This is a genomic window from Olleya sp. ITB9, assembly GCF_001315805.1.
Classification (GTDB): Bacteria; Bacteroidota; Bacteroidia; order Flavobacteriales; family Flavobacteriaceae; genus Olleya; species Olleya sediminilitoris.
Genome location: NZ_BCBW01000045.1, coordinates 1 through 12,503, shown reverse-complemented (window position 1 = coordinate 12,503; position 12,503 = coordinate 1). Strand labels below are relative to the sequence as shown.

At 28.7% G+C, this 12,503-nt stretch carries 15 protein-coding genes; 3 read left to right on the top strand and 12 right to left on the bottom strand.

Annotation, left to right across the window (positions count from 1 at the left end; genetic code table 11):
* Positions 1-119 precede the first annotated feature (119 nt).
* From ITB9_RS12950 to ITB9_RS12925, 7 genes are all read right to left on the bottom strand, one after another.
* Positions 120-482 (bottom strand): MmcQ/YjbR family DNA-binding protein, encoded by a 363-nt coding sequence (locus ITB9_RS12950; protein ID WP_054852566.1) that lies wholly within the window; start codon positions 480-482, stop codon positions 120-122.
* A gap of 18 nt (positions 483-500) precedes the next feature.
* Positions 501-638 carry a hypothetical protein gene (locus ITB9_RS15685; protein ID WP_157243621.1) on the bottom strand — a complete coding sequence of 46 codons (138 nt, stop codon included), beginning with the start codon at positions 636-638 and terminating at the stop codon, positions 501-503.
* Between the two features lie 116 nt (positions 639-754).
* Complete coding sequence (locus tag ITB9_RS12945; RefSeq protein ID WP_054852565.1) at positions 755-1,363, bottom strand: DUF4230 domain-containing protein; 609 nt, start codon at positions 1,361-1,363, stop codon at positions 755-757.
* Between the two features lie 3 nt (positions 1,364-1,366).
* Positions 1,367-2,113 (bottom strand): cyclase family protein, encoded by a 747-nt coding sequence (locus ITB9_RS12940; RefSeq protein ID WP_054852564.1) that lies wholly within the window; start codon positions 2,111-2,113, stop codon positions 1,367-1,369.
* 81 nt (positions 2,114-2,194) lie between these two features.
* Positions 2,195-3,370, bottom strand: a complete 1,176-nt coding sequence (hemW, locus tag ITB9_RS12935; protein WP_054852563.1) for a radical SAM family heme chaperone HemW — start codon at positions 3,368-3,370, stop codon at positions 2,195-2,197.
* Positions 3,371-3,404: 34 nt separating this feature from the next.
* Positions 3,405-3,959, bottom strand: coding sequence for a crossover junction endodeoxyribonuclease RuvC (gene ruvC, locus ITB9_RS12930; RefSeq protein ID WP_028289403.1), 555 nt, complete (start codon positions 3,957-3,959; stop codon positions 3,405-3,407).
* The gene (locus tag ITB9_RS12925) at positions 3,960-4,589 is read right to left on the bottom strand and encodes a hypothetical protein (RefSeq protein WP_054852562.1); all 630 of its coding nucleotides are present in this window, start codon (positions 4,587-4,589) and stop codon (positions 3,960-3,962) included.
* A gap of 49 nt (positions 4,590-4,638) precedes the next feature.
* Between ITB9_RS12925 and ITB9_RS12920 the strand changes: the two genes are divergently transcribed.
* Genes ITB9_RS12920 through ITB9_RS12910 form a run of 3 tightly spaced genes read left to right on the top strand, consistent with a single transcriptional unit; the run spans position 4,639 to position 7,654 of the window.
* Positions 4,639-5,601 (top strand): lysylphosphatidylglycerol synthase domain-containing protein, encoded by a 963-nt coding sequence (locus ITB9_RS12920; protein ID WP_054852561.1) that lies wholly within the window; start codon positions 4,639-4,641, stop codon positions 5,599-5,601.
* The gene (locus ITB9_RS12915; RefSeq protein ID WP_054852560.1) at positions 5,601-6,731 is read left to right on the top strand and encodes a glycosyltransferase; all 1,131 of its coding nucleotides are present in this window, start codon (positions 5,601-5,603) and stop codon (positions 6,729-6,731) included. Before ITB9_RS12920 ends, ITB9_RS12915 begins: the two co-directional genes overlap by 1 nt.
* 50 nt (positions 6,732-6,781) lie before the next feature.
* The gene (locus ITB9_RS12910) at positions 6,782-7,654 is read left to right on the top strand and encodes a hypothetical protein (protein WP_054852559.1); all 873 of its coding nucleotides are present in this window, start codon (positions 6,782-6,784) and stop codon (positions 7,652-7,654) included.
* A 4-nt stretch (positions 7,655-7,658) separates the two neighbouring features.
* Here ITB9_RS12910 and ITB9_RS12905 read toward each other — a convergent pair whose 3' ends face one another.
* The 5 genes from ITB9_RS12905 to ITB9_RS12885 form a co-directional block, all read right to left on the bottom strand.
* Complete coding sequence (locus ITB9_RS12905; RefSeq protein ID WP_028289408.1) at positions 7,659-8,135, bottom strand: hypothetical protein; 477 nt, start codon at positions 8,133-8,135, stop codon at positions 7,659-7,661.
* A 58-nt stretch (positions 8,136-8,193) separates the two neighbouring features.
* The gene (locus tag ITB9_RS12900; RefSeq protein ID WP_054852558.1) at positions 8,194-8,895 is read right to left on the bottom strand and encodes a PDZ domain-containing protein; all 702 of its coding nucleotides are present in this window, start codon (positions 8,893-8,895) and stop codon (positions 8,194-8,196) included.
* Between the two features lie 160 nt (positions 8,896-9,055).
* Complete coding sequence (locus tag ITB9_RS12895) at positions 9,056-9,289, bottom strand: energy transducer TonB (RefSeq protein WP_054852557.1); 234 nt, start codon at positions 9,287-9,289, stop codon at positions 9,056-9,058.
* A 353-nt stretch (positions 9,290-9,642) separates the two neighbouring features.
* Positions 9,643-10,320 (bottom strand): response regulator, encoded by a 678-nt coding sequence (locus ITB9_RS12890; RefSeq protein ID WP_054852556.1) that lies wholly within the window; start codon positions 10,318-10,320, stop codon positions 9,643-9,645.
* A gap of 3 nt (positions 10,321-10,323) precedes the next feature.
* A complete protein-coding gene (locus ITB9_RS12885) occupies positions 10,324-12,270 on the bottom strand; it encodes a sensor histidine kinase (RefSeq protein ID WP_148638461.1) in 1,947 nt (648 codons plus the stop codon).
* Positions 12,271-12,503: the final 233 nt, after the last annotated feature.

The following is a 12,503-nucleotide window of genomic DNA, read 5'->3' as shown; positions in this document are numbered from 1 at the left end:
TGAATTTGATATGTTTTAACACCTCAAAAATAACATTATAAAACCTTGATCATTAAAGCTTTCTATACTTACACTATTTACTTCGGTTAATTGCACATATCTGTCGGTAAGCTTAACTGTTAATGTAGTTTTTCTCGCATTTTTTTGGTCATGCCTTTAACTACCATGTCATAAGAGTGGTCTAAAAGCTTAGTAATTAGCTTTAAATCTAATTCAGATTGATGTAAGTAAATGGTATTCCAATGTTTTTTACTCATATGCCAACCAGCTTCAATACTTTGATAATCTTCACGAAGTTGGATAGCATATTCTGGGTCGCATTTTAGGTTAATTGACGCAAGTCCAGCTTCCCATTTTTTTAATGGCACTAGTGCAAACATTTTACCTAGTACTTTAAAAACTAATGTATCTTGATCAAATGGAAAATCTTCGGTAGATTTTGGTTTACTAAGACAATATGCTCTGAGTTGTTCTATATCCATTTTAAGAACAAATTACATCTACTTTTGTTGAGATGGTTTTGATTTACTAGAATATTTTTTAAGCATTCTATAATTCATGTTTTTTTCAGTGTCAGCTAACATCGGAATGTCTAAACTAACTAGGACTTCGTTAATGTATTGTAAAAATTTATTCATATCAATAGCTTTTTTTGGTTACAAACAAGTTATCAAATCACATTGTCACATATTATAAATGTAAGTAAATAAAATATTAAATCCGATAAAACGCTAAAATAATCGACAAAATAATCTTATTTTAATTTTAAAGTATCTTTAGATTTGATTTTTAAAGCCGAGTAGTCTAGTGTCCAACCAATAGTTTGAACTATATTTTCAACAAGCAATAAAGACTCTAACGCTTCTTGCTTTGCCACATTATACAATCCACTTTCTGGTACTTTGTCAATAATATGCTGCTTAGCTTCTTCGCTTAGATTGGTTAAATCTGTAGCTTCAAACTTATTAAAATAACCATCTTTTTTATCGTAGTAATTTATATTGGTTTCGATTGACAATATTTCTGGCTGCGGAAAATGACTTATAGTTACAGTCTTTTTTTTAGGGTTCGAGGTTAATTCAATTTTATTAAAATCATAACCAACATAAGCTTTAGCATTAATAACAACCAGCGCTTTTTTCTTACTAGACACTAATTTTAAAAACCGCTCTTTAACATCTTCATAATGATAGATTTCGGCAAAATCACCTTCTACAGTAATAAATTTGCAGACTTTTTTTATTTTATCTAATAAAATTATAGATTGTGCAGAGACCTTTTTTTTGGACTGAAAATATCCGTATAAAGTATAAGCACCTAAGGCTAAAATACCACCAACGACTAGTGTAAAAAATGTTTCCATCTATTATTCTATTTTATATAAAATGGGTTTACTTGGTGTTGCATCGTTTTGTATTGGTGCAATCTGAAGGTTTAATATATATTTACCGTCTTTAACTTTATTTGGCACATAAATAAACTCTGTTATAGTTGCATTTTTCCTGAGTTTACCATTAAAATCCCAAAATGCTTTATGTGCTAACAACTTACCTTCATCCTTTTCTTTATCGACACTTGGTAAATCTATAAGTAAATGCTTTACGCCAATTTTTCGTATAAATGTTGCTGCATCTTCTGTTAAATAAGGCCAATTGGTATTAGAGTATTGTCTTGATTTTTTCTCTTTTGTATTAGGCATAGTCCTTATTATTAAGGCTTGCGGTTTACGTTGTTTTAATAAATATTGAAGCTGTGCTTTTGATATCACTTGGTCTTCGCCAATTAATTCTGGTGCAACCGAAATAACTTCTGATAAAAAGAAAAATTGCTTTAAGCATTTATTTACACTATAAAATTGCTCTGTAATATGACCAACACATTCTGTATGAGTACCATGTGCATGTGGATTAAATTGAATGGTATTAAAGTTGATTGATGCACCTTCCTTTACACTAGCTGTCCAGTCATTAATAACTACAGGTTCTATTTTAGGCTCATCAATATACCATGCATTAGCATTGCTTTTGGATGCACGAAGTGGCATTGAAATATCTAAAGGTTGAGCTAAATTTACTGTGTATTTTTTAGTGTTTATGGTTATTGTGGTTATCATTTAAGCGTCTTGTGTTTTTTAATTTTAGGTTGCTATAAGTTAAAAATAAAAACATATAAAACCAATGCTAAAAAGTTATAATTACCTTAATTTAAATAAATCTGAAGCAATTCCGTCGCTTAAAAACTTTCCTTTTTGTGTTGTTTTTAAGCTATTATCCACAATACATAGCATTTGGTTATTTATGTACTGATTAGCTTGTTGCAACAAGTATTCCAAAAATGATTCTCCAAACTGTTTTTTGACTTCAGTTAATGAAACTCCCCAAATGGTACGCAAACCAGTCATAATAAACTCGTTATATTTATCATTTTTAGTTAAAATTTCAATTTCTAAAGGAAGTTGATCTTGGTTAATCTTTTTGATATAAATGGTGTTATTTTTAACATTCCATGCACGTTGCTTACCATTAAAACTGTGTGCAGAAGGCCCAATTCCTAAATAGGACTTACCTAACCAGTAAGCGCTATTATTTTTGCTATAATATCCTTTTTTAGCAAAATTGGACAACTCATAATGTTCAAAACCTGCTTGATTTAGCTGGTCTATTAAAATATGAAACTGGTCATGAGCTAGATCATCGTCAACATTATCAATAATTCCTTTTTTAATAAAACTAGCCAACGCTGTTTTAGGCTCTACAGTTAGAGCGTAACTAGAAATGTGAGGAATACCAAAACTTAAAGCAGTTTGGATATTTTCCAACCATTCTTGATTAGTACTGTTTGGAATACCATAAATTAAGTCCAAACTTATATTATCAAAATATTGAGTTGCGGTTTCAAGACAACGCTTAGCTTCAATAGCATTGTGCGCACGATTCATTAGTTTTAAATCTTTTTCATGAAACGATTGTACACCAATACTAAGTCTATTAATCCCTATTTTTTTAAATTCTTCAAATTTAGTTTTATACAACGACTGTACTTCTGATATACTTAATGCGTCAATATTATTGATAATTAAATCGTCAGGATTAGCCTCTAATGTTATTTCTGGATGATCAGTGACTTTATAATTTAAATAAACACTATCTATTAAATATTGCAACTCATTTGTAGACAAAACACTTGGTGTACCTCCTCCAAAATATATGGTTTCAATTGTAGTGTCTTTAAATTCGTCTTTACGTAATTGTAATTCTTTCGCTAAAGCGAAAACCAATTGATCTTTCTTTTTTAATGACGTCGAAAAATGAAAATCACAATAATGACAAGCTTGTTTGCAAAACGGTATATGTATGTATATTCCTGACATATTATTCAGTTATTAACTGTAAAAACAATTATTACTACTTTTTTACACGCTTTTCATTCTGTTTAACAAAACTTGCCCAACCAGAATAACTTTTACCAATTTCTACACGACCTTGATTATAAAAATGACATACAGCTGCACCAAGTCCATCCATAGAATCTAGATTTTTTGGTAAGGTTTTAATACCTAACATACCTTGAAGCATTTTTGCAACCTGCTCCTTACTTGCGTTACCACTTCCTGTAATTGCCATTTTTATTTTTTTAGGTGCATACTCTGTAATTGGCACTTCACGACTTAATCCTGCAGCCATAGCAACACCTTGCGCACGACCTAACTTAAGCATACTTTGTACGTTTTTACCAAAAAAAGGCGCTTCAATAGCAATCTCGTCTGGATGATGTGTTTCAATCAACTCAATAGTACGTTCAAAAATAAGTTTCAGTTTTAGGTAATGGTCATCGTATTTTTTTAAGTCCAATTCGTTTAACTGTATTAAACTCATTTTTTTATTTACCACTTTTATTAACCCAAAACCCATGATGGTTGTACCTGGATCAATACCTAAAATTATTTGTTCTTTGCTCATTTAGTTACAAGTATAACATCCACTTAAAGACACAGCAATACCTACACTAACGGTTAATAAGTTTCCGTTAAAGGATCCAAACCCTTCCGTAATTGGATCAAAATCTTTAGCAAAACCATAAATGTAAGATGTATCTACAAAAGCTGAAACACTCCTACTTATTCCATAATGAAATTCTAGTCCAGCCATTCCGTTTAAAAACGCTGTTTTATTATCTCCATAATCACCTAATGGTTTAATCATAGAGTAACCTGGTCCAGCATGAAAGACAACTCCTGTATCAATAGGTAAAAAACTAAAAAAACGTGTTGCATCATAAACAAATTGTAAATTAATACGAGAGTAATTGGTTTTAAATTCTGGTGTGTTATTTGCATTAGCAAAACGGTTGTATCCAAAATCTAATTTTGCTCCTAATTGAGGGGTAAACATACGTTGAACCCCTAAATTTATAGAAGGAAAATTAATACTATTAGCTTCAAAAGGTGTAACCAAACCACTTTGAGATGGACTGTTAATACCTAAAGCCATTAAAGCTTTCCATTTACTAGTTTCAATTTGTGCACTTGAAGTTGTTACTGCTAAAACAGTAATTACAATAATACAATAGTGTTTAATAGTAGATAACATTGTGTAATATTTAGTTTAATTTGCAAGCCTCAACTTTGCCCAACTAATAATGTGTTTTAGCTTGCCTTACAAAACTAAACAATTCTTTGTTGTACTTATTAAATTAAGTATAGTTGTTGGTGCTTTTTATTTTATTTATCATAAAATCACATATAATGACAACTTAGATTTTAATGGTTTTGTGCTTTTTTTGAAACAAAACCGTTTATTTACAGTCAAAAATGGTCTAATACTACTTGGTTTATCGTTTTTAAATTGGTTTTTAGAAATCAAAAAATGGCAATTTTTAGTCTCAAATCTAAAAAAACTTAGCTTTTTACAAGCTAAAGCACAAAGTTTAGGATCTTTAACAGCATCATTAATAACACCAAATCGTATTGGAGAGTATGGTGCAAAAGCCATGTATTACAAAAAATCACAACGTAAACAGGTTGTATTTATTAATTTAATAGGCAACCTAATGCAACTTAGCATTACTATTTTAGTAGGTAGTATTGGGTTAATTCTATTTTATAAAAATCACACTATATCACTTGATTATTTTAATGTTGTTAAAGGCCTATTAATACTACTAACCTTTAGTTTTTTTGTTTTCTTTATATTACAACAAACAAAGTATCGACTACAAAAAATTGATTTAATAAAGATTAAAAATAAATTAACCGATTTAGGATTAAAACATAGCCTTGTTGGCTTGACATTATCCTTATTACGATATTTGATATTCTCGTTTCAGTTTTACTATATTTTAAAACTTTTTAATGTGAATTTAGACTACTTGCAAGCCATGACCATAATATCAAGCATGTATTTATTAGCTTCAATCATACCAACAATTTCAGTTTTTGATGTTGTTATAAAAGGAAGTATTGCCTTATACTTATTCGGTTTGGTTAATGTAGCCCAATTACCCGTTTTAAGTTGCATACTTTTAATGTGGATCTTAAATTTTGCAATTCCAAGTCTTGTTGGTTGTTATTATGTTTTAAAATTCGATTTAATTAAAAACTAATGGTTGTAACATTTATAATTATAATATGCCTTTATCTATTATTAATAGTCAGTCTTATTATTGGTTTTGATGCCATAAAAACAGAAACTATTACTAACCAAAACCCCAAAACCGCATTTACTGTTATTATTCCTTTTAGAAATGAGGCCCAAAATTTACCAAACTTAATAAACTCCATATTACAATTACAATATCCAAAACACTTATTTGAAATTATTTTGGTAGATGACGACTCAGAAGACGCTTCGATCAATACCATTAATAACTACTTTAATTTAAAAGGTAATATAATTGATTATAAAATATTAAAAAACCAACGCCTAACACAATCACCAAAAAAAGATGCCATAACTTGCGCTATCAAACAGGCAAAATACGATTGGATTATTACTACAGATGCTGACTGTATTTTACCTAAACATTGGCTAACCAGTTTTGCTGATTTTATCCAACAGCATGCTGTTAAAATGGTTGCTGGACCTGTAACTTACCACTATAACAAATCACTTTTACATGCTTTTCAAACATTAGATTTTATTAGTCTTATAGGAGCAACTATTGGAGGATTTGGTATAAAAAAACCTTTTTTAAGTAATGGTGCAAATTTAGCTTATAAAAAAGATTTTTTTGAAACACTAAATGGTTTTAATGGAAACACAAACATTGCTAGTGGAGACGATATTTTTTTAATGGAAAAAGCATTACTAAACAACCCTAATACTGTTACATTTTTAAAAAACAAAAATGCTATAGTAATTACAAAGCCTTTGGATAATTTAAAAGATTTAATTGCGCAACGTGTACGCTGGGCAAGCAAAACCAGTAATTACAACAACACTTTTGCTAAACTAGTTGGTGTGTTGGTTTTATTTGCAAATGCCATTTTAATTATTGGATTAGTTATTGGTTTAATAAAGCAAATTAATTTTAAAACAGTTGGTATTTTATTTACACTAAAAAGCTGCGTAGATTTCATATTAATTTACAAAACCAGTCAATTTTTAAATAATAAAAACATATTGCATCATTTTTTATGGAGCTGTTTTATATATCCTTTTTTTAGTGTTTATATAGCGTTTACTTCTTTATTTACAACATACAAATGGAAAGGTCGTTCGTTTAAAAAATAGTGATTTAGGTTAAAAAATTCTACATTAGCAGTAAACCAATACATTAGATCATGAAAACACTTACTTTATTACTTTGTTTACTAGTAACTACTTTAAGTTTTGCTCAAGACAACTTTACATATAATAATCAAACTATAGCACTTAAAACTGAGGTTGAAGGTGATTATGATTTACTTTGGAATACATTTGATGGTCAATTTAGATACTTTATAAAAGATAAATCTGAACAACTTATAGAGTTAACAAACACCAAACAAATTAATAATAATTATAATTTTGAATACAAAAACACTTTAAAATCTGCAACCAATCTTGATGCTTCAAAAACAAAATTCACCCTTTACAGTTTAAAAAAATATTTTAATCAAGCCAATGCAGCCAGTAACCCTAACTATACTTTTAAGGATAATAGCTTAAAATTAAAAACTAGATTAGGACTTTTTGGAGGATTAACAAACCATCCATTTGTATATAATCCGGATAATAATAAAGCAACTTATTTTGGAGCAGAACTAGAGTTTTTTGAAAGTAAAGCAATGCCAGTACATTCTGGTTTTTTAAATTTTAGAACGTCGTTAAAAACAAGCGATTTTGAATATAACTTAAATCAAATTGCTTTAGGTTATCGTTTTAGATTTATAAACAAAACAACTTTTAACATTTATGCACAAACTAAAATTGCAACTTATACAACCTCAAGTATAAAGTCTACTTATAAAGATCCAGAATCTCCTGAAAACGTTATTACTATTGAAAATAAAAGCAACAGGTTTGATGTGCCATTAATTTTTGGACTTGGTGCAGATTTTAAAATTGGAGCAGGTTTTGTAACTATAGTATATGATAGTTTATTTGCTGTTTTTCAAGAAAATGAAGATCAATTCCCTGTAGATTTTGCTATAGGTTATAAGTTTAATTTATAAAGTTTTAATTAACCTGAAGTACAATTGGCATTTTAAATTGTGTTTTAACTTGTTGACCACGTTTTACTGCTGGAAATATTTGAGGTAAACTATTTAAACTTTCAGTAATTGAAGCTTTTAGATCAGGAATCTCATGAATGGTTATACTATCAATTTCAATATCTTTAATAAGGAGTTCTCCTTTTTCAGAAATTAAAAAAGATAACATGATAGTATCCTTAACATCTTGATTAACAATGATAGTTTGATATTGTAATTGCTCCGATATATGATTAGCTAAAGTAGTTTCAAAACAATACTTAATATCTTGTTTGTCTTGAAATGAATCACATACTGAAAAACTAGGATAATTATCTACTTCGTTCCAATTGAAGGTTTTTAACTCTTCATTCAAAATAGCTTCAGGTGTGGTTTTTTTTACATTAAAATACTGGCAAGACACCAATATTAAAAGTAGTAAAGTCACAGCTATTTGTTTCATAATTAACTAATATAGCGGAAAAATACGACTTTTTAAAATGACTAAATCTTGTAATGTACTAATTTCTTTTTACAACAAATAAATTTGAGTAAGTATTACTGTCTTTTGTGATTTTTAAAACATAAACACCATCTTCCAATTTATCAACACTAATTGTTTCGTTTAAACCACCTTTAGTAAATTGTGTGTCGTATTGTTGTACCAAAACACCATTGGTCATATAAACAGCAATATTATATTGACCTTGTACTACTTGTTTAAAAGCTATATTTAATTTACTAACAGCTGGGTTTGGATATAGACTAATATTCTCTTTAGATAATGAGCTTACTGCCTGATCACAACATACTTCCTCTTGTACAACTTTAGTTGTTTTTGCGCCTAAAGTGATGGTTTTTATTAGTGTTTTTTCGTCTCTTAAAATAGTAAACCTTACAGCATCAAAAGGCTGATAAGCTTTAACCGCTTTGATAGCATCACCACGTCTATTAACCTCTAGACCGTCTACAGCTAAAACTAAGTCATAAGGTTGCAAACCATTGCTTGCTGCTGCTGTATCATCAATAACTTTCATTATAATAACACCTTTATCTATTTTACTTTCTTTATCACAAGGACTTCCAAATTGCACTCCTAAAAAGGCAGTTTCGTAAACAATTTTATCAATCGTGCATGTGTTTTTGCATTGCTGTGTTGTCTGGGCCTCTAAGAAACTAACAACAGATAATAAAAGTATAAATAAAGGTAAAGCTCTTTTCATATAAAGGTATTTTAATAATCTTTATCAAGATATAGTATTTTTTAGAGAAATTAAATATTTGTTCAAAAAAACTAGACTTTATAGATTAAATAAAATATTTTACAGTTAAACTACAAAAAAACCAAAGCAAGGCTTTGACTTTTTTGTAGTTAGAGTACCATTAATATATTTTAAACTTGATTGGTAAGGCATAATTAACACTAACTGGCTGACCATTTAAAGTTGCTGGAATTAGTTTGGGTAAGTCATTAATTACTCTAATAGCTTCCGACTCTATATCCTCATGCGGAGCTCTAGCCTTAATAATTTCTACATCTCCTTTTGAAGTAATTTTAAACTGAACAATAACCCTATATACATCTTCAGTTAGACCATACACCTTGGCATTATCCATAGTTTTGGTTTCGATAACTTACTCTTCTTTTTGATTTGTAGACTGATCGTTAGAACATGAGACATAAACTAACAATGCTAAAAGCATAGGTATTAAAAATAAATAAAGCAACATCGAGGAATGTTGCTTTATTAAGTGTGTAAATGTAAAAAATGCTATTAATCAAACAAGAAGTTTGTTTGGGAATAATATTAACTTATACTAAAAGTTATATTCAAATATAGAGAATATAAAAGTTAGTCATTATGGCTAAAACCACAAGGTGGTTGTGGTAAAAACCACATGTTTCAATAATAACTTAAGCTATAGGTGTTTTTAGCAGAGAAAAAAAAATAAAATTTTAACATTACGGCTTATATATAGCCTTTATCCTTAGCAATTGCTATTAAAGTTTCGTCTTTTCCGTCATCAACTATAAACAAATCTTTAAGGTTTTTTTTACGTTTTTCAATAGCACTTAAAGTAATTCCAAGATGTCCAACGAGGTCTTTGGTTTTGACTCCCAAAGATAAAAAATGAAGCATTTTATGGTTTATTTCATCAACTTCAATTGGATTAAAAATACTACGCTTAATCACATTTGTAATTGTACCAGTGTAAAATGGTGGATTATTCTGAATTGCATCAAAAGCACTAGCTAACTCACTAGAGGTTAAATCGCTTTTGATTAAAAAACCTTCAGGATTAATAGACCTAATAATGCTATGGATTCTGTACACCTCGTTAAACATAGTTAAAATTACAACTTTGGCTTCTGGTTGTACTTGTTTAATATACTTAGCTAAATCTTCTCCTGATTTATAAATACCATCTTGAGAAGCAGGAATGCTAATATCAAAAAAATAAATATTGTAAGGTTTACCCATACTTCTTGATTTTTTTATTGCATCTAAAGCTGAGTCACAGTCTGTTGCTATGTCTATATCTAGTGTTTGATTTGGTTTTTTATTAGCTAATAATGTATGTTGGTAGCCTTCAATAATCATTGGATGATCGTCTACCATTAAAATTCTTAATGTGTTATTTTCCATAGGTTAATGACTTGATACTATGACATTGATAGTTATTGTCGTTCCTTTATTAATTTTACTTTCTATCTTTAACTTACCGTTAATCTCTTTTATTCTGGAATCTAAATTTTTTAAGCCAATTCCTTTTCTAGACTTGTTTAAATCAAATCCAGATCCATTATCTGAAACAGTTAAAGTTAATAGATTTTTTTCATACTTAAATGAAATATTTACCAATGTTGCATTGGCATGTTTATAAGTATTTTGCATTGTTTCTTGCAAAATACGATATAAATGAATTTTGATTTTATTATTTAAAGACTCCCAATTAATATCATCCTGAATATCAAGCCTATAATTAATATTATAAGCTGTCATTTGGGTTTCAACTAATGCGGTAATAATATCAAGAAAACCTGCTTGATGAATGAATTCCGAGTTTAACTCGTGCGATACTTTTCTTATTTCTTCTTCAATATTTTTTAATTCGGAAATATAGTAACCTCTTTTTTTTGTTGCTGCGTCTGTTTTACTAATATTTAATCCATCTAAACTTAATCTTACACCAAACAATTTACCAAGAATACCATCATGTATATCTTTTGAAATTCTATTTTTTTCTAAACTTTTAGCCTCATCAATTTTATTTTGTTGAGATAACATAAGGTTATAAATTTCTTCATTAGCCTCTTGTTGTTGACGCTCTAACTGTAATTCTTTATTTTTTTCACGTTGAGTTTTTAATATATATAAAAAGAATAAAACGACCAATAAACTAATAGAGGTAATTAACAACCACAAACGCTCTCTTGACATTTGCTTATTTTCTTGTTTGATTTCGTCGGTTTCAAAATCAATTCGCATGAATTTATTTCTATTTGCTCTTTCAGCTAATATCAAACTATCATTAAGTTTAATATGCTCATACAAATACTGTTTTGAAGCTTCACCAGTTTCAATTTTAGATTTTAAAACAAGTGCTTTTAATATTGTTTTATTATTGCTTAGCTCCTTACCTAATTTGTAGCCAATATTTGCATAATGGTTAGCAGAATCTAAAATATTTCTAGATTTAAAATATTCAGCAAAATTTACAGAAACGGTCTGTTTAACATCTATATCTGAAACAGAATTACAAATACTGTAAGATTGCCTGAACAAAGATTCTATTTCATTATCATTAGATTCACCTCTTAAAAACCTAGAATAAGCTAACTCATTTACAATGTATGCATAAGTTGTAGGATCTTCATTTAATAATTTAGTGTCTTTAATAATTTGTTTACATTTTGCAATCGCTAAATTATAATCCCCTTTTTTACGATACGTAGAAGCAATATTTACATTGGAATAAATTTTATAATAATATATATCATCAGAACTTAAATATAACCTTGCCTTAGTTGTATTTATACTTTTTATAGCCTTTTTATGAAAATCTATTGAATTATCGTATTGGTGTAGTTCACCTGTAATTATTCCAATAGTATTATACAACGACCATTGTGTATCCAGATTATAAGCGTTTATTGGTAGTTTTTTAACCAACTCAATTGCTTTTATTACATTGTTTTGGGCACCTATATAATCTCTTTCAGCTTCTTGCAGGTTTGCCATATTAAGCAATACAGCTGCCTGAAGCTTATAATCTTTTAATTTATCATATTGTTTAGCTGCATTAAAGTAATAAAAATAGGCACTATCAATTTTTTGCAATCCATAATAAGCATACCCCAAATTATAATTGGCATTTGCAACTGATAAAGTATCATCAATTTCATAAGCCAATTCTAAATTCTCAAAGTTTATATTTTTTAATTTCTCAAACTTTTGATTTACAATGTATAAATAAGATAAATTTTTATTACTATTTAATAATGTACTATCTACATCTAATTTAATAGATAGGTAAACTGCTTTTTCGGCATATTTAATCCTTTCAATATTCGAATAACCCTCATTTTTGGACAAAGCCCTATAATAGTATATTGAATCAGCCTGTTGCCCAAAACAAAAACAGGTTAATAATACAGCTAATAATAAAGTAAAATATTTATTCAATCTATTTCAAAAAAATGTTGCTGTCAAATTTATGATAAATAACATAAACTTATCCCTGAGTAGGAATCTTATTCTTTTTAATCCCACTTGTTGCTAATAATTTAACCTCAACTGGCTTTACTGTTGTTTCTGATGTTGCTGTC